We start from the raw sequence: 17939 nt of genomic DNA, 5'->3' as shown, positions 1-17939 counted from the left end.
GGGGCGGGGCGTGGCGGTGGGGCCGCTTGTCGCGTCGTGGACCCCGAGGCCCGGGCGGCCATCTGCCATCCGTGCCCAAAGCGCGCCGAGGAGGCCGGGCGTCCGGCCGCGACGGCGGCCAGCGCCGAGGCGCGGCCGCCGCAGGTGGTGGCAGCGCCTGGGCCGTCGGGGTCAGGCCGTTGTCGAGGGCGGCACCCTGCGGGGTGAACCGCAGGCCACCCTCCGGCGGTCCTTCTTCCCGACGGCAGGGGCGCGCGGGATGCCGCCCCGGCGCCCCAAGGGGCAGGGCGGTCATGCCGCTGTCACCTGCCGCAGCGATACCGCGCATCATCCTTTGACTCTTTGGTCCAACCGGGGTCTGCTGTTTCACATTACACAACCCAACGGAGAGGTTCCCATGATCCGTCTTATGTCCGGCGCTGCCGCACTGGCCCTGATGGCCGGAGCCGCACAGGCCGACTATTCCTTGACCATCCTGCATACCAACGACTTTCACGCGCGCTTCGAGCCGATCTCGAAATACGACTCGGGCTGTTCGTCCGAGGATAACGACGCGGGCGAGTGCTTTGGCGGCTCGGCTCGCCTGATGACCGCGATTTCCGAGGCCAAGGCGCGGACCAACAACCACATCCTCGTGGACGGCGGCGACCAGTTCCAGGGCACACTGTTTTACACCTACTACAAGGGCAAGCTCGCCGCCGAGATGATGAACCAGATGGGCTACGACGCGATGACCGTGGGCAACCACGAATTCGACGACGGCCCCGAGGTGCTGCGCGGTTTCATGGATGCCGTCGATTTCCCGGTGCTGATGTCGAACGCCGATGTCTCGGGCGAGGAACTGCTGGCCGACGTTCTGATGAAGTCCACGGTGATCGAGCGGGGCGGCGAAAAGCTGGGGCTGATCGGTCTGACCCCGCAGGACACCGACGAACTGGCCTCGCCCGGTCCGAACATCATCTTCACCGATCCCTCGGACGCGGTGCAAGGTGAGGTCGACAAGCTGACCGAGCAGGGCGTGAACAAGATCATCGTGCTGTCGCACTCGGGGTATGGCGTCGACCAGCGCGTGGCCCAGAACACCACTGGCGTCGATGTGATCGTGGGGGGCCACTCCAACACGCTTCTGGGGACCATGGACGGTGCGGCGGGCGCCTATCCGACCGTGGTGAACGGGGTGCAGATCGTGCAGGCCTACGCCTACGGCAAGTATCTGGGCGAGCTGAACGTGACCTTCGACGACGAGGGTGTGGTGACCGAAGCCTCTGGCGGCCCGCTGCTGATGGATGCCTCGGTGACCGAGGACGAGGCGGTCAAGGCGCGCATCGGCGAGGCCGCGGCTCCGCTGGACGAGATCCGCAACGAGGTCGTGGCCGAGACCTCCGAGGCCGTCGAGGGCAACCGCGACGTCTGCCGCGCGATGGAATGCTCGATGGGCAACCTGGTGGCCGATGCCATGCTGGACCGCGTCAAGGATCAGGGCGTCGAGATCGCCATTGCCAACAGCGGCGGTCTGCGCGCCTCGATCGACGCGGGCGAGGTGACCATGGGCGAGGTCCTGACGGTGCTGCCGTTCCAGAACACCTTGTCGACCTTCCAGGTGACCGGCTCGACCGTGGTCGAGGCGCTGGAAAACGGGGTCAGCCAGATCGAAGAGGGCGGCGGCCGCTTCCCGCAGGTGGCGGGCCTGACCTTCACCGTCGATCCTTCGGCAGAGCCGGGCAGCCGGATCTCCGAGGTCATGGTGGGCGGCGCGCCCATCGACCCCGAAAAGATGTACGGCGCGGTCTCCAACAACTACGTGCGCAACGGCGGCGACGGTTACGCGATGTTCGTGCAGGCCGAGAATGCCTATGACTTCGGCCCCGACCTTGCCGATGTGACGGCGGAGTACCTCGCCGAGAATGCGCCCTACACGCCCTATACGGACGGTCGCATCAAGATCATGGAGTAAGCGTCCTTCGGGAGTGCTGATTTCGGAACGCCCCCGCAGGCTGCTGCGGGGGCGTTTTTCTATGGGGCGGTGGATTGCGCTACAGAGCCTTCCGCGCGTTCGCTGCGGGCATCCCCGCCAGACTGCCGCAACATGTCCCTGATCTCCAACGACCTGATCCCCCACCCAGCGCGGAATCAAGGCCGCAGGCCGCCGCGCATCGCCGGGCCTCCCCCCGGCCCGGCGATTTGTCCGATGATGGTGCTCCGTTCGTAGGGTCTACGGACTTGGCTGGGATAAAGTGCGAGGCTCAGCCGTTGGATCGCCGATCCGAGGCCCGGCGATGCGCGGCTCGGCACCCGCGGCAGAGCGACGCCCAAAGCGCTTTTCAGAGCCGTTTACGAAATTATGCAAACCGGCCGGTAAAGCGCTTTGAACCGGCCGGTTTACCCCATAACGAAAGGTTAATTCAGGCCACGGCCTTCTCTTCGGCCCACTCCCAGGGCCGCACGAAATCGCCGAGCACCTTGCCGACCTCGGCCTCGGTCGCGCCATTGGCCTCGACCTGCGCCACCAGACCACGGGTCTTGTCGTCGATTACCGAAGCGACCCGCGCCGCACAGCCCGTCTTTTCCAGAGCGCCGTTGTAGATACGCGTGATCGCCAGCTTGCGCAGGTCGGGCTTGAAGATCTTGCCGACCGCCGTCTTGGGGAGTTCCGGCAGGATCGTCAGGTGCTTGGGATGCGCCGCCCGCTCGTGGACATGCACCTTCGCATGCTCCAGAAGCTCTGCCTCCGTGACCTCGGCGCCCTCCACCAGCTCCACATAGGCGCAGGGCAATTCGCCGGAATGCGCGTCCGGCTGGCCGATGGCGCCGGCAAAGGCGACGGCGGGGTGGGCCAGCAGCGCCTCCTCGATCTCGGCGGGGTCGATATTGTGGCCGCCCCGGATGATCAGGTCCTTGGCGCGCCCGGTGATCCAGAGATAGCCGTCCGCGTCGATCCGCCCGAGGTCCCCGGTGCGCAGGTATTTGTCGAAATGGAAGAGCTCGGCGTTCTTGGCGACCTCGGTATAGGTCCTGCCGGGATAGACGCCGGGGTTCGACACGCAGATCTCGCCGATCTCGTCGGTGCCGCATTCGACCGGCGCGCCATCCGCCAGCTTCAGGATCTTCACGTCCGTATGCGGCAGGGGAATGCCGACGGAGCCGACCTTCTTCACCCCGTCGGGCGGGTTCACCGCCACAAGGCAGGTGGCTTCGGTCAGGCCGTAGCCTTCGCAGATGGTCACCCCGCAGGAGGATTCGAAGCGCTTGAACAGCTCCAGCGGCATCGGGGCAGAGCCAGAGAACGCCGTCCTCACCGAAGAGATATCCGCATCGACCTTGCGCTGCATCAGCGCCGAGACGGCGGTGGGCACGGTGATGACGAAGGTCGTCTTCCAGCGCTCGCAGAGCTTCCAGAAGTTGTCGAAGACGCCTTCTCCGCGATAGCCGGCGGGCGTCGGGAAGACCACATGCGCGCCGGAACAGAGCATTGCCATCAGGATCACGTGGCAGGCGAAGACATGGAACAGCGGCAGCGGGCACATCACGCTGTCCTCTTCCGAGAACAGCAGCGTGGCGCCCAGCCAGCCGTTGTACAGCATCCCCGAATAGAGGTGCTGCGCGACCTTGGGCATGCCGGTGGTGCCGCCGGTGTGGAAATAGGCGGCGACGCGGTCGCCGGCGCTGTCGGCGAAGTCGAGCGTCTTCGACTGCCGGGCGGCCTCGCGGTTGAAGTCGAGGTAATCGGCGTGACGCGCGCCCTCCAGCCTGGGTCGGACCAGCGGCACGATCCAGCTTTTGGGCGGGGTGAGATAGCGGTTCAGGTCGACCTGCAGCACGGTCTGCACGCCGGGCGCGTGGCGCACCGCCTCGTGGACCTTCTGCGGCACGTCGGTCTTCGGGAAGGGCTTCAGCGTGACGACGACCTTGGCGCCGGTCTCGCGCAGGATGGCGGCGATCTGTTCCGGCTCCAGCAGGGGGTTGATCGGGTTGACGATGCCCGCGACCATCCCGCCCAGCAGCGTGGTGGCCGTCTCGTTGCAGTTGGGCAGCACGAAGGCCACCACGTCCTCTTCGCCGATGCCGAGGCTGCGGAACAGGTTGGCCGCCTGCGCGGTGCGGTCCCGAAGCGTGGCCCATGTCATGGTTTCGGCCTTGTCGGTCGGTCCCGACAGCAACTGGTAACTGACCGCGGGCCGTTGCGGAAAGCGATCCGAGACACGGGTCAGCTGGCCCCAGAGCGTCTTTGGCATGTCGCGGTTTTCCCACGGCATTTCCGCTTCTATGGCATTGCGGTCATCCATTCCCGCGTAAGACATGGCCAGATCTCCTCCCCGCGTTTTTGTCGCAGTGTGCGGTTGATCGGCCCCCTGCGCAAGGGCAGGCGATGCCGCGGCAGGGTGTCCTGACGCAGCGTTGCGGCGCGCGGGCGGGCGTGGCAGGATGCCTGCGCATGGACCATCCGCTGATCGACCTGATTTCCGCGAGGATCGCCGCCGCCGAGGCCGAGGGCGCCTTCGACAACCTGCCCGGGGCGGGCAGGCCGCTGCCGCCCTGCGACGATCCGGAGAACGCGGTCCTGCACCGGATCATGGCGGAGAACGGCGCGGTGCCCGAAGTGGTGTCGCTGTCGCGCGAACTGGAGCGGCTGCGTGCCGAGCTGCGGGATGCGTCCGACCGGACCGAGCGGCGCCGCCTGATCACCGAGATGTCGCTGCTGGAGGCCCGCATCGAGATCGCGAAGCGGCGCTGAGCCGCGGTGTGGCAGCCGGGGAGGGGGCGCTGCCCCGCTGCTGCGCAGCCCCCCGGGATATTTGCGGACAGAAGAAGACGGGGGAGCGCCGGGGTGGCAGGGCCTTGTGCCTCGGCGGCAATCGGGGGCAAATGGGCGCGGTGCAAGAGAGGGAGCGCGCATGGTCTCGGTCAAGGAACAATACGAAGCCTATCCCTATCCCGACCGTGACCCGGCGGATGAGGCGAAGCGGCTGGTCATGGGTTCGCCCTCGCATCCCTTCGAGATGGATCACTGGCTGTGGCGCGGGCAGCGCGACTGGTCGCAGCCGCTGCGCGTGCTGGTGGCCGGGGGCGGCACCGGGGACGCGCTGATCCAGCTGGCGCAGGTCATGACCAGCGCGGGGGCGCCCTACGAGATCACCTATATCGACCTCTCCAAGGCCTCGCGCGCGATTGCCGAGGCACGGGCAGAGGCGCGCGGGCTGACCGGCATCACCTTCGTCACCGGCAGCCTGCTGGATGCCGCCGACCATGGCCCCTTCGACTATATCGATTGCTGCGGGGTGCTGCACCATCTGCCCGATCCGACCGCCGGCTTTGCCGCGCTGCGGGCCGCCGTGGCGCCGGGCGGCGGCATGGGTTTCATGGTCTATGCGCCTTACGGACGCTCCGGGGTCTATCCCCTGCAACAGGCCTTTGCCGCGCTTTTCGAGGGGCTGGACCCGCAGGTGCGGCTGCATCGCGCGAAGGAGATCGTGAAGGGCCTGCCCGAGGGCCATCCCTTCCGCGCCAACCTGAACGTCAACGATCACAGGGTCTCGGACGCGGGGTTCTACGATCTGCTTCTGCACGGGCAGGACACGCCCTTCGACGTGGCGAAGGTCTTCGAGACCTGCGCCGCCTCGGGCTGGCGGCTGCAGAGCTTCTGCGTGCCCGCCCAGTATGACCTGTCTCGGATCGTGTCGCGGCCTGCGGGCATGGACGACGTGACCGCCATGGCCACGGCCGAGAAGCTGCGCGGGACGATGAAGAAACATTTCGGCTACCTCGTGCCGGACGATGAGGACCGGCCCCTGCCGGGCGGCGAATCGCATCTGGTGCCGCGCATCGCCATCCGCGACATGCGCCCGCTGGCGAAGATGGTGGCGCAGGGCCGCGTGCTGCCGCTGACCATCGTCGAGCAGAAGGTGCAGCTGAAGCTGCCGCGCGAGACGGCGCCGCTGGTGGCGGCCATCGACAGCCGCCGTTCGCTGGGAGAGATCGCCAGGGTCGCCGGGATGGACCCCCTGCGGTTCAACATGGTCTGGCCCAAGCTGGCGCGGGAGTTCATCGCGCATGGCATCCTGCATTATTCCTCGCTGGGATTGCCGCGCTGATGTGCGGGCGGTTCGCGGTGACGCTGCCGCCCGATGCCATGGCGCAGCTGTTCAACGCCGCGCCCGCCAACGATCTGCCGCCGGTTCCGAACCACAATGTCTGTCCGACCAACGACATCGCTGTCGTCATGGCCGGGGCGGGGCGGCGGCTGGTCCCGATGCGCTGGGGGTTCCTGCCGCATTGGTACAAGGCGACCAATGACGGGCCGCTTCTGATCAACGCGCGCGCCGAGACCATCGCCGAGAAGCCCGCCTTCCGGGAGGCCTGTCGCGCACGGCGCTGCCTGATCCCGGTCACGGGCTTCTACGAATGGACCAAGGACGCCGAGGGCAACCGCCTGCCCTGGTACATCGCCCCGGTCGAGGGCGCGGTGCTGGTCCTTGCCGGGGTCTGGCAGGACTGGGAGCAGGGCGAAGAGCGGTATCGCAGCTGCGCCATCGTCACCACCGCCGCCAATGACCAGATGGCGGCGATCCACCACCGGATGCCGGTGATCCTTGCGCCGGACGACTGGGGCAAATGGCTGGGAGAGCAGGGCACCGGCGCCGCGACGCTGATGCAGCCCGCCCCCGAGGGGGCGCTGACCATGCACCGGGTGTCGCGGGCGGTGAATTCGAACCGGGCCAGCGGGCCCGAGCTGATCGAGCCCTTCGAGGACTGATCCCTCCGGCCCCCGGGCAGAGACCTGCGCTGCCTCCGCCCGGTCTCGGTCCGGCAGGGTGGCGCAGGGGCGAGCCGGCAAGGGGGGGCGGTGCCGGTCCTTTCCGGATACCCTGCCCTGAAGGGCGCACCGCCGGGTCGTGCGGACAGGCAGACCCGCATGGCGCAGGGCCGTGGCAGGGCCGCCGCGAGATCAGCCTTGACCCTCAAAACCACATGCCCTAACACGCGACGTGATCGAGCGGGCGTTGTGTAATGGTAAGACCCTTGCCTTCCAAGCAAGAGATACGGGTTCGATTCCCGTCGCCCGCTCCAGGATCGCCCTTCCGACAGATCCCCTGAAAAGCCGCGCCCGAAGGCGGGACGCCGCGGTTTTGCCGCGGTGACGGCAGTGCGGTGATCCCCTGAGGCCCAGGCAGGCGATCCCGGGGCGTTGCCCGGCGTCGCGCCCCCGCGCCTTGGCGCCCTGGACATCACCACCGCCGGGCCGGGGCCGCCCCCGGCGCGTCCGGGCCGGGGCGGGGCCAGCGCTGCCGCCCGCGCCCGCCCCCGTGCCCGCGTCAATGCAGACCTTGACCTTCGGGGATGGGCGGGCAAAACCCGTCGGGCACAAGCGGAACGAAGGGGGGCGCCATGGCGCGCGGCGGACTGTCGGTCGAGGCGGAAGAACGCGAGAAGTCGAAGCGGCTTGGATCGCTGCGGGCGCTCTGGCCCTTCCTGCGCCCCTATCGCTTGCTCATGCTTGCGGCGGTTGCCGCGCTGGTGCTGACGGCAAGCGTCTCGCTGATCCTGCCGATGGCCGTGCGCCGCGTGGTCGACAATTTCAACAATGCCGACGGGGCGCTGCTGGACAAGTATTTCGGCGCGGCGCTGGCCATTGCCGCGCTGCTGGCGCTGGGCACGGCGCTGCGCTACGCGCTGGTCACGCGGCTGGGCGAGCGGGTGGTGGCAGACATCCGCAAGGCGGTCTTCGACAAGGTCATCGGCCTGTCGCCCGCCTTCTACGAACGCACCATGACCGGCGAGGTCCTGAGCCGCATCACCACCGACACCACGCTGATCCTTTCGGTCATCGGCTCGTCGATCTCGATCGCGCTGCGCAATATCCTGCTGTTCTCGGGCGGGCTGGTGCTGATGCTCTTCACCTCGCCCAAGCTGACCGGGCTGGTGCTGCTGATCGTGCCGGTGGTGATCGTGCCGATCCTGACGCTGGGCCGCCGCCTGCGGGTGCTGAGCCGCGAGAACCAGGACTGGATCGCCGCCTCCTCGGGCAATGCGTCCGAGGCGCTGACAAGCGTGCAGACCGTGCAGGCCTATACCCACGAGGCGCTGTCGCGGGCGGCCTTCTCCGAGGTGACCGAGAAAAGCTTCGATGCCGCCCGGCGCCGCATCTGGACCCGCGCGGCGATGACGATGATCGTCATCTTCCTCGTGTTCACCGGCATCGTCGGCGTGCTCTGGGTCGGGGCCTGGGATGTGCGCGCGGGCGGTCTGACGGCGGGCACGCTGATCCAGTTCGTGATCTACTCGGTCATGGTGGCGGGGGCCGTGGGCGCCCTGTCCGAGGTCTTCGGAGAGCTTCAGCGCGCCGCCGGCGCAACCGAACGGCTGGTCGAACTGCTGCATGTCGAGGACAGCGTGCGCGATCCTGTGTCGCCGGTTGCCGTGCCGCAGCCGGTGCGCGGAGAGATCACCTTCGAGGACGTGCGCTTCTCTTACCCGACGCGGCCCGATGTCTCGGCGCTGGAAGGGGTCACCCTGCGCATCGCGCCGGGGGAGACGGTGGCGCTGGTCGGCCCCTCGGGGGCGGGCAAGACGACGGTGGTGCAGCTTCTGCAACGCTTCTACGACCCGGCGGCGGGGCGGATCGCGCTGGATGGCGTGGCGCTGGACGCGATGGACCGCGACGCCTTCCGCGCGCATATGGCGCTGGTGCCGCAGGACCCGGTGATCTTCGCCGCCTCGGCGCGGGACAATATCCGCTTCGGGCGTCCCGATGCCTCGGAGGAAGAGGTCGAGGCGGCGGCCCGCGCGGCGGCGGCGCATGACTTCCTGACGGCGCTGCCGCAGGGCTACGACACATGGCTGGGCGAGCGCGGCGTGATGCTGTCGGGCGGGCAGAAGCAGCGCGTGGCCATTGCCCGCGCGATCCTGCGCGACGCGCCGGTTCTGCTGCTGGACGAGGCGACAAGCGCGCTGGACGCCGAGAGCGAGCGCGCGGTGCAGGCCGCCGTCGACAGGCTGGCCGAGGGCCGGACCACGGTGATCGTGGCGCACCGTCTCGCGACGGTGAAGAAGGCGGACCGGATCGTGGTCATGGATCAGGGGCGGATCGTCGCCACCGGGTCCCATGATGCGCTGGTCGCGGAGGGCGGTCTTTATGCGCGCCTCGCCCGGCTGCAATTTACCGATGGCGTGGCGGCCGAATAGGCGCCTGCCGCGGGCGATGGAAATCCCGTGGACGGGATTTGTAAACTCCTTCGAAGGAATTTGCGGCGCCTGAGGCAGGCGGCGGGTTTCCCACCGGGGTGGGGCGTTGAGCCTGTCACGGCCCCCCTCGGCGACGGGAACGGCGCTGTGTTCGGGACCGCTTCGGGCGGCCCGCAGCGTGGCTAGGCCGACCCGTTCACGCGCAGGGCGGGCCTAAGCCTCGGGGCCGTGCCGGACAACCGGATCGATGGGCCGCGACGGCAGGTCAAGCCGCTCTTCGAGATGGCGGGCGATCTGCAGAAGCCGGGCCTCGCCGCGCGGCTTGCCGATCAGTTGCAGGCCGACGGGCAGGCCGTTCGGCAGATGGCCGATGGGCAGCGAGAGCGCGGGCAGGCCGCAGAGCGTGGCGAGGAAGGCAAAGCGCAGCCAGTCGAGGTAATCGGTGGAGGCCACGCCTGCGACTGCGGGCGGGAACTCGATTTCCGCCTTCAGGGGGCCGATGCCGTTGACCGGGCAGGCCAGCACATCGCAGGTTTCGAACAGGGCGCGCATGCGGTCGTACAGCCGCGAGCGGGTGGTCATGGCCTCGGCAATGGCGTCCACGCCCAATGTGCCGCCCTGCAGGATGTTATCGCGCAGGGTGGGCTTGTACTGGTCGCTGATGCGCTTGGGCGTCTGTCGATAGCCCGCCCACATGGCAAGCGCCCGGTGGGTGCGGAAGCATGTCTCGATGCCCGGCAGGTCCGGGTGGATCTCTTCCACGCCCACCTGCGGAGAGGCGAGCCGCGCCAGTGCGCCGGCGAGCGCCTGCGCCACCTCGGGCTCGACCGGGGCGAGGCCGCCGAGATCGGGGGCAAAGGCGATGCGCAGCGGGCCGGGGTCCGCGAGGCAGGTGTCGAGGTAAGCGGTTGCGGGCGGCGGGAAAGAGATCGGCCAGCGCGGATCCCAGCCCGCCATGGCGTCGAGGAACAGCGCCACGTCGGCCACCGTGCGGGCCATCGGCCCTTCGACACCGAAGGGGCTGAAGCCATCGTGCCCGCCCGAGGCTCCGGCGATGCCGGGCGAGGGCCGCAGGCCGACCACACCGCAGAAGCTGGCGGGGGTGCGCAGCGAACCGCCGAGGTCCGAGCCGTGGCTGAGCCATGTCTCGCCCGCGGCCAGCCCGGCGGCGGCGCCGCCCGAAGAGCCGCCCGGGTTCATGCGGGTGTCCCACGGGTTGCGGGTGCGGCCGAAGACCGGGTTGAAGGTATTGGCGCCTGCGGCCATTTCCGGCGTGTTGGTCTTGCCCAGCACCACCGCGCCGCGCTGTTCCAGCCGCAGCACAAGCGGGTCCGAGGTTTCGGGCACGAAATCGGCCAGACCCGGCGTGCCCCAGGTCGTGCGCACCCCGGCCACCGGGGTCAGATCCTTGATCCCGACGGGCAGGCCCGCCAGCAGCGTGTCGCCATCGGCCTGCGCCGCCGCCGCGCCGGCCCGGTCGGGGCAGGGGGTGACCATGGCGTTGATCGCGGGGGCGGTCTGCGCGACGCGCGACAGGGCGGCCTCGACCAGTTCGTTTGCCGAGACCTTGCGGGCCTTCAGCAGGGCGATGGCCTCGCGCGCCGTCAGGCTGCAGAGGTCGGGTCCGGTAAAGGGGGGCCTAGTGGTCATTGGCGCAGAACAGCTTGTACAGCAGACCGATCACCTGGTTGGTGCGGTCGTCCGCGAGCCTGTACCAGATGGTCTTGCCCTCGCGCCGGGTGGTGACCAGCCCCTCTTCCCGCAGGCGGGCCAGCATCTGGCTGACCGCCGCCTGCCGGATCCCGAGCAGAGACTCGAGCTCGCCCACCGATTTCTCCTCGCTGCCGAGGTGGCACAGGATCATCAGCCGGCCCTCGTGGGCCAGGGTCTTGAGGTAGGTCGCCGCCTCTCGGGCGTTCGCCTCCATCTGTTGCGGTGGGGCGGGTGGCTTGATCGTCGTCATGTCGGTCTCGGGGGGTCGATCGAGTGTCGGCAGGACCATAGACCATCCTTCCGGCAAGGGAAAGGTGAGGGCGGGATGCAGGTATTCCGTGTCCAGGGTGCCTTCTGCGGGGCTGTCGCGTACCGCGAGCGGGGGCGGCCTGCCGCGGCGCCCCGGGGCATGGGCCGGGCGCGCGGGGCCGCTGGGCGGGTTCGGTGCGTCGCCTGACCGGCGAGGGTCGGGCGCCGGTTCCCGGCCCGGGGCGGGCCTGCGGGGGAGGGGGCTGGGCAGGGCTCAGCGCTCGGGGATTGGGGCGGGGGCGCCGCCCTCGAAGAGGTTGCCCCCGGCGTAGTTGCAGGGGGCGTCCTGCATCTGAAGGTGCAACCCCTCGCCGGTATAGGGATGGGCGCGGGCCAGCGCCTCGTCGACCTCTATCCCCAGGCCGGGCCCCTGCGGCGCCGGGACAAAGCCCTCCTCGACGCGGATGCTGCCGCCGATCAGCGCGTCGTGGAAGGGGGTCTCGATGGTTTCCGCCATGAGCAGGTTGGGGATCGCGGCGGCCAGATGCAGGTTCGCCGCCCATTCCACCGGCCCGGCATAGAGATGTGGTGCCATCTCGGCATTGAAGCTTTCCGCCAGGGCGGCGATCTTGCGGGCCTCCCAGATCCCGCCCGCGCGCCCCAGCGCCGGTTGCAGGATCTTCGCGCCGCCGGTCCGCAGCAGGGTGGCGAATTCGGCGCGGGTGCTCAGGCGTTCCCCGGTGGCGACGGGGACACGGAGGGCCGCTGCGACCGTCGCGAATTCAAGCGGGTTGTCGGGAGGGACCGGCTCTTCGAACCAGAGCGGGTTGTAGGGTTCGATGGCCTGCCCCAGCCGGATCGCCCCGGCGGTGGTGAACTGCCCGTGGGTGCCGAAGAGCAGGTCGGCGCCATCGCCCACCGCCGCGCGGATCGCCTTGCAGAAGGCGGTCGAGAGGCTGATGTCCGACATCGCGGGTTGGTGGCCGCCGCGCATGGTATAGGGGCCGGCGGGGTCGAACTTCACCGCCGTATAGCCGCGCGCGACGCAGTCGGCGGCGGCCTCGGCGGCCTGATCGGGGTCGATCCAGAAGCCGGGCAGGGCGTGGTGATCCAGCGGGTAGAGATAGGTATAGGCGCGGATGCGTTCGTTCATCATGCCGCCGATCAGCGCCCAGACGGGCCGGTCGCGCGCCTTGCCGAGAATGTCCCAGCAGGCGATTTCGAGCCCCGAGAAGGCGCCCATGACCGTGAGGTCGGGCCGCTGGGTGAAGCCCGAGGAATAGCAGCGGCGGAAGAGGCGCTCGATGTTCTCGGGGGGTTCGCCCTCGAAGTAGCGCTGGAAGACGTCCTCGATCACCGCGGTCATGGCCCTGGGACCGACCGAGGCGGCGTAGCATTCGCCCCAGCCGGTGATGCCGCAGGCGGTGGTCAGCTTGACGAGGATCCAGTAGCGCCCGCCCCAACCCGGGGCGGGGGGCGCTGTGACGATGACGTCGAGGTGGGCGAGGCGCATGGGGTGGTTTCCTTTGGTGGCTTCGCCCCGCTGTCGCGGGGCGCCCGGCCGGGGGCTCTGCCCCCGGACCCCCGAGGTATTTGGAAGACCAAAGAAGAGGGGGCGCTGGACGGGGGCGGCGCGGGCGGCGAGAGGGTCAGGTGTCGAAGAGGATGACGTTGCGGCGGGCGCCGCCGGTCCTGGTGTCGGCGATGGCTTCGTTGATCTGGTCGAGCGACCAGCGGCCCGAGACCAGCTCGTCGAGTTTCAGGCGGCCCTGCGCGTAGAGGTCGGCCATCCAGGGGATGTCGCGCGAGATCACCGCGTCGCCCATCTTGGAGCCGATCATGTGCTGGCCCATGAAGGCGGGGACCACCGGTTCGTATTGCGCCATGGCGCCGGAGTGCGGCATGCCGATCATCACCATGCGCCCGCCCCAGCCCATGTAGCGCAGCGCCTGTTCGTAGGCGGGAATGGCGCCGACGGTGACGGCGACCACGTCGGCGCCGCGCCCGAGCGCCTTCATGGCCTTGCGCCAGGGGGATTTCTCGGTGCCGAGCACGCCATGAGTGGCGCCGAAGGCCCGGGCGGTGTCCAGCTTGGCCTCTGACATGTCGACGGCGACGATGCGGCGAGCCCCGGCGATGCGGGCGCCCTGTATCGCGTTCAGGCCGACGCCGCCGGCGCCGATCACCACCACGTCCTCGCCCGGTTTCAGCCGTCCCGCGTTGATCATGCCGCCGATGCCCGTGATCACGCCGCAGGCCAGCAGGCAGAGGCTTTCGGGCGGCAGGTTGTCCGGCACGGCGACGATCTGGCTTTGATCCACGACCACGCGCTCGGCGAAGGCGCCGCAGTGCATGGACTGGATCACCTCGGTGCCGTCGGGGCGGGTCAGCGGGGCCGGGCGCGGCGCCTGGTTCTCGCAGATCGTCGGGTGGCCGGTGGCGCAGTTGATACAAGCGTTGCAGGCCTTGATCAGCGTCACCACGACGCGCTGTCCCTGCGTGAAGGCGGTGACGCCCGGGCCGGTGGAGCTGATGCGGCCCGCGGCCTCGTGGCCGTAGACGGCGGGCAGGTCGCCGCCCCACGCGCCCTCGGCGTAGGAGATGTCGGAATGGCAGATCGCCACGGCCTCGAGGGTGACCTCGACCTCTCCGGCAAGGGGGGCGCGGAGGTCGAGCGCCTCGATGGCGAGGGGCTGGTTGAAGGCGGTGCAGACCGCGGCACGGATGCGGGGCAAGGGCGTCCTCCTGTCGTCTGGGTCGAGCCTGCGACAGGCGGATGGTCGGGGGCTAGTCCGAAAGCGACCGGGCCTTGCGGGGTGACGTTACGGAAAGGCCTGCGGGTGGGCAGAGTGGCAGGCGGGCGCGCGGGTGTGGCTGCGGGTTGGCTGAGGCCGTTGGCGAGAGGCGGCAGGCGGCGCCGCGCCTTGCGATGACAGGGTCCGGCGGCGGTCGGGGCGGGGCGGGCATGGTTCCCGCCGGAGCGGTGCGGGATGTTCCGGGGCAGAACAGGGGCCAGAACAGGGGGCAGACAGGGGGCGGGCCGGTGCGGCGCCGCCCGCGTTCAGGCCCGGGCGATGGCGTCCAGCAGGGCGGCGAGGCGGTCGGGCATGGCGAAGAAGGGCGAGTGGCCGCAGGGCAGGCGGTGCCGGTCCCCGGGGGCGAAGCGCTCGGCCATGGTCTGCTGGAACTCGGGCGGAATGGCGCGATCCTCTTCGCAGAGGATGTAGCTGCGCGGCAGGGCCGGGCTGTGTTCCAGCGCGATCGCCGTGCCATTGGGGGCCACCGGCTGCGGGGTCAGGCGGGGCAGGGCATAGTCCGCCGTGCCCTCGGGGCAGTCGTGGTAGAAGATCCCGGGCGCGCGCGCAGGATCAAAGGTGAAGGTCTTCTCGTCCGCCGCCAGCCGGATCGCGGGCAGGAGCGGCTGCGAGGGCGCCTCGAAGCGCATCCGGGCCAGCGACATCCCCGGCCAGGGCGTATAGGCGCAGAGGTAGGCGAGGCGCGCCACCCGCGTGGCATCGATCTCTGCCGCGCGGGTGATCGGGTAGCCGCCCATGGAATGGCCGACGAGGATGGTATCGGGCTCCAGCGCGGCGAGGATCGCCTGCGCGTAATCCTCCAGCGTGACCCCTTCGGGCGGGGTATCGTCCTGCCCGTGCGAGGGCAGGTCGATGGCCCTTGCCTCGTGACCCAGCGCCCGAAGCGCCGGGAGCAGGTCGCGCCAGCACCAGGCCCCGTGCGCCGCGCCGTGGACCAGCAGGAAGCGGGCCATCAGGCGCCCTGGGCCTTCAGGAAGCCGGTCAGGATGCGGGCGTAGTCCTCGGGCTTCTCGACGCAGGGCAGGTGGCCCGCGCCCCTGATCAGCGCGGTCTGCGCGCCGGGGATCAGGCCCGCCGTCTCGAAGACGAGGTCCGGCGGGGTGGAGCCGTCCTTGTCGCCGGCGATCGCCAGCGTCGGCAGGCGCAGCCCGCTGGTCGAGGAGATGAAGTCGGTGCCCGCGATGGCGGCGGCGCAGCCGGTCCAGCCCTGCGGCGGGGTGCGCAGGAACATGTTGCGCCAGCCGGGGAAGTCGGGGTGATCGTGGAAGGGCTGCGAGAACCAGCGCTGCATGGTGCCGTCGAGGATGGCCTCGGGGCCGCCCGCCTCGACCATGGCGATGCGCTCGGCCCACATCTCGCGCGTGCCGATCCTGGCGGCGGTGTTGGACAGGACCATGGCGCGGACGAGGTCGAGCCGCTTGGCCGCCAGCCCCTGCGCGATCATGCCGCCGATCGAGAGGCCGACGAAGATCGCGTCGCGCAACCCGAGGTGATCCATCAGGCGCTCGATGTCGGTGATCAGCGCGCCCATGGAATAGGGCGCCCTGGGTGCGTCCGACAGCCCGTGGCCGCGCTTGTCGAAGCGCAGGATGCGCAGCCCCTCGGGCAGCAGCGGCAGCACCGGATCCCAGAGCCGCAGGTCGGTGCCCAGCGAGTTGGCGAAGACCACGGGGGTGCCGTCCTCGGGGCCGGTGAGGGTGTAGTGGATCTGCAGGTCATTGACCCTGGCCATGTGCATGGGCGGCGCCTTTCCTTTGGTGGCTTGGGTGTAGCGGTTGGGGCGAGCCCGGGAAAGGGGGCTCTGCCCCCCGGCCTTCGGCCTCCCCCCGGGATATTTGGGGACAGAAGAAACCCTTGGGGGCAGGCGCGGCCGGCCGGGGACAGGGGCGGATTGCGGGGGTCGGCGGGCCTAGCCGAGGTAGATCTGGCCCGCCGGGTAGCGCACCCGCGGGGTGCCATGGGTGGCGAGGAAGAAGCCCAGCGTCAGCGGGCCGACCCGGCCCACGAACATCACCGCGATGATCACCGCCTGCCCGAAGCCGTCGAGGTCGCCGGTGGCGCCGCGCGACAGGCCGACGGTGCCGAAGGCGGAGACCGCTTCGAAGGCGAGGTCGAGGAACTCTCCGTCGTGGCTGATCGAGACCAGGAAGATCGCGCTCATCAGCAGCAGCACCGAGACCATCGAGAGCGCCAGCACCTTCATGACCTCGTTCAGCCCCAGCGAGCGGCCGAAGGCATGCAGGCTGGAGCGGCGGCGGAAGAAGGCGATGGTGGCCAGCAGCAGCACGCAGAGCGTCGTCACCTTGATGCCGCCCGCCGTCGAGGTGCTGCCGCCGCCCACCAGCATCAGCGTCATGGTCAGGAGCGTCGTGCTGTCGTGCATGCCGCCGATGTCGACGGTGTTGAAGCCCGCGGTGCGCGGGGTGACGCCCTGGAACCAGCTGGCCCAGAGCTTCGTGCCGGTTTCCAGCGGGCCGAGGGTGGCGGGGTTGGTCCATTCCAGCGCCGCGAAACCCAGCGCACCCCAGAGGATCAGCACCGCCGTTCCCGTGATCATCAGCTTGGAATGCAGCGTCAGCGTGCGCCAGCGGCGCTTCTGGTAGAGGTCGCCCACCACGATGAAGCCGATGCCGCCGAGGATGAACAGCGCCGGGATCACGAGGTTCACCAGCGGGTTGCCCACCCATTGCGACAGCGAGTCCGGGTGCAGGGCGAAGCCCGCGTTGTTGAAGGCCGAGACCGCGTGGAAGACCGCCTGCCAGACGCCGTTCCAGCCGTATTCGGGGACGAAGACAAAGCCCAGCAGCAGCGCCCCCAGCGCCTCGCAGGTCAGGGCCACGATCAGGATGATGCGCACCAGCACCGTCAGGTTCGAGACCGAGGTCTGGTTCAGGTCCTCGCGCAGGATCAGCCGTTGCGGCAGGCCCACCGGGATTCCCAGCGCCGAGAGCACCAGCACCGCGAAGGTCATCAGCCCGAGCCCGCCCAGCTGGATCAGCAGGGCAATCACCGCCTGCCCGAAGCCGGTGAAGGTGGCGCCGGTATCCGAGAGGATCAGCCCGGTCACCGTGACCGCCGAGGTCGCGGTGAAGACCGCCTCGTTCAGCGTCACCGAGCCGTGGTGCGAGACCGGCAGCCACAAAAGCACCGCGCCCGCGACGATGAAGCCGAGGTAGGCCAGCGCCAGCACCAGCGGCGGCGGCAGATCGAGGCGTCGGGTGCGGCGCAGCAGCTTGCGGATGCGGGGCGGCATGGCGCTGTCAGAGACTGGACGCGAAGTCGCGCAGGTCGCCGCGCCGGCCCAGCAGAAGCAGCAGGTCGTCGCATTGCAAGGTGCAGGACTGCATGTCCGAGCCGATGAACTCTGTCCCGCGCATCACGCCGATGCAGCGCAGGTCGAATTTCTCGCCGTGGTTGAGGTCGGCCAGCGTGCGGCCTTCCAGCGTCTCGGGGATGCGGAAGTTCACCACGTGGAAGCCATTGCCGAGGCTGACGTAGTCGCGCACCAGCGGATTGTGCAGCACCTGCGCGATGTGCTGGCCCATCTCGACCTCGGGATGCACCACCCGGTCGACGCCGAGGCGGCTGAGGATGCGGTGGTGGGTCTTGGTCCGGGCCTTGGCCCAGATCACCGGCACACCGATCAGCTTGAGGTTCATCGCCGAGAGGATGCTGGATTCCAGATCCGATCCCAGCGCCACCACCGCCACGTCGCAATCGCCGAAGCCCGCCTCGCGCAGGGCCGCATCGTCGCGGGCGTCGGCGATCATCGCCTGCGTCAGCACCTCTGCCATGTCAGAGACCCGGGTCTCGTTCAGATCGACGCCGATCACCGTGTTGCCGAAGCGCCGAAGCTCGCGTGCGACGGTGGAGCCGAAGTTGCCCAGGCCGATGATGCCGAAGGTCCGGTGTTTCGAGGCCATGCAAGCCCCCCTTTGCCAGCGACCCCATCAGGGCCTGCGCGCGCAACCTAGGCGCGGG

Annotated in this window: 13 protein-coding genes, 1 tRNA gene and 1 pseudogene; 6 read left to right on the top strand and 9 right to left on the bottom strand. The window is 69.5% G+C overall.

The annotated features are described in order from the left end of the window. Nucleotides 1-397: 397 nt before the first annotated feature. Nucleotides 398-1954: a bifunctional metallophosphatase/5'-nucleotidase gene (locus tag ACN5KJ_RS13105; RefSeq protein WP_418594497.1), complete on the top strand. Its 1557-nt coding sequence runs from the start codon at nucleotides 398-400 to the stop codon at nucleotides 1952-1954. A gap of 448 nt (nucleotides 1955-2402) precedes the next feature. On the opposite strand, the gene ACN5KJ_RS13100 is transcribed toward ACN5KJ_RS13105, so the two are convergent. Then, nucleotides 2403-4298 carry an acyl-CoA synthetase gene (locus ACN5KJ_RS13100; protein WP_418594495.1) on the bottom strand — a complete coding sequence of 632 codons (1896 nt, stop codon included), beginning with the start codon at nucleotides 4296-4298 and terminating at the stop codon, nucleotides 2403-2405. 134 nt (nucleotides 4299-4432) lie between these two features. On the opposite strand from ACN5KJ_RS13100, the gene ACN5KJ_RS13095 reads away from it, so the two are divergent. From ACN5KJ_RS13095 to ACN5KJ_RS13075, 5 genes are all read left to right on the top strand, one after another. After that, on the top strand, nucleotides 4433-4732 hold the full coding sequence (locus tag ACN5KJ_RS13095; protein WP_418594494.1) for a DUF1992 domain-containing protein: 300 nt from the start codon (nucleotides 4433-4435) through the stop codon (nucleotides 4730-4732). Between the two features lie 160 nt (nucleotides 4733-4892). Further along, on the top strand, nucleotides 4893-6089 hold the full coding sequence (locus ACN5KJ_RS13090; RefSeq protein WP_418594492.1) for a class I SAM-dependent methyltransferase: 1197 nt from the start codon (nucleotides 4893-4895) through the stop codon (nucleotides 6087-6089). After that, nucleotides 6089-6751, top strand: a complete 663-nt coding sequence (locus tag ACN5KJ_RS13085) for an SOS response-associated peptidase (RefSeq protein ID WP_347166637.1) — start codon at nucleotides 6089-6091, stop codon at nucleotides 6749-6751. The genes ACN5KJ_RS13090 and ACN5KJ_RS13085 overlap by 1 nt, the downstream gene beginning before the upstream one ends. Before the next feature lie 240 nt (nucleotides 6752-6991). Next, nucleotides 6992-7065: transfer RNA gene (locus tag ACN5KJ_RS13080), tRNA-Gly, on the top strand. Nucleotides 7066-7383: 318 nt separating this feature from the next. After that, on the top strand, nucleotides 7384-9180 hold the full coding sequence (locus ACN5KJ_RS13075) for an ABC transporter transmembrane domain-containing protein (protein ID WP_418594490.1): 1797 nt from the start codon (nucleotides 7384-7386) through the stop codon (nucleotides 9178-9180). Nucleotides 9181-9393: 213 nt separating this feature from the next. Here ACN5KJ_RS13075 and ACN5KJ_RS13070 read toward each other — a convergent pair whose 3' ends face one another. The 8 genes and pseudogenes from ACN5KJ_RS13070 to ACN5KJ_RS13035 form a co-directional block, all read right to left on the bottom strand. Next, nucleotides 9394-10830 (bottom strand): amidase, encoded by a 1437-nt coding sequence (locus tag ACN5KJ_RS13070; RefSeq protein WP_418594488.1) that lies wholly within the window; start codon nucleotides 10828-10830, stop codon nucleotides 9394-9396. Continuing rightward, the gene (locus ACN5KJ_RS13065; RefSeq protein ID WP_418594660.1) at nucleotides 10820-11107 is read right to left on the bottom strand and encodes a metalloregulator ArsR/SmtB family transcription factor; all 288 of its coding nucleotides are present in this window, start codon (nucleotides 11105-11107) and stop codon (nucleotides 10820-10822) included. Before ACN5KJ_RS13065 ends, ACN5KJ_RS13070 begins: the two co-directional genes overlap by 11 nt. 309 nt (nucleotides 11108-11416) lie before the next feature. Beyond that, on the bottom strand, nucleotides 11417-12655 hold the full coding sequence (locus ACN5KJ_RS13060; RefSeq protein ID WP_418594487.1) for a mandelate racemase/muconate lactonizing enzyme family protein: 1239 nt from the start codon (nucleotides 12653-12655) through the stop codon (nucleotides 11417-11419). A gap of 136 nt (nucleotides 12656-12791) precedes the next feature. Continuing rightward, the gene (locus ACN5KJ_RS13055) at nucleotides 12792-13877 is read right to left on the bottom strand and encodes a zinc-binding dehydrogenase (protein WP_418594485.1); all 1086 of its coding nucleotides are present in this window, start codon (nucleotides 13875-13877) and stop codon (nucleotides 12792-12794) included. A 326-nt stretch (nucleotides 13878-14203) separates the two neighbouring features. Further along, a complete protein-coding gene (locus ACN5KJ_RS13050; protein ID WP_347166642.1) occupies nucleotides 14204-14911 on the bottom strand; it encodes an alpha/beta fold hydrolase in 708 nt (235 codons plus the stop codon). Further along, the gene (pcaD, locus tag ACN5KJ_RS13045; protein ID WP_418594483.1) at nucleotides 14911-15696 is read right to left on the bottom strand and encodes a 3-oxoadipate enol-lactonase; all 786 of its coding nucleotides are present in this window, start codon (nucleotides 15694-15696) and stop codon (nucleotides 14911-14913) included. The genes ACN5KJ_RS13050 and pcaD overlap by 1 nt, the downstream gene beginning before the upstream one ends. A gap of 171 nt (nucleotides 15697-15867) precedes the next feature. Continuing rightward, on the bottom strand, nucleotides 15868-17211 hold the full coding sequence (locus ACN5KJ_RS13040; RefSeq protein WP_418594481.1) for a TrkH family potassium uptake protein: 1344 nt from the start codon (nucleotides 17209-17211) through the stop codon (nucleotides 15868-15870). A 7-nt stretch (nucleotides 17212-17218) separates the two neighbouring features. After that, nucleotides 17219-17890, bottom strand: a pseudogene (locus ACN5KJ_RS13035) (potassium channel family protein); the annotation flags it as partial. Nucleotides 17891-17939 lie beyond the last annotated feature (49 nt).

The organism is Ponticoccus sp. (in: a-proteobacteria) (assembly GCF_048381735.1).
The sequence above is the reverse complement of the archived record's forward strand: the minus strand, read 5'-3'. Positions and strand labels throughout refer to the sequence as shown.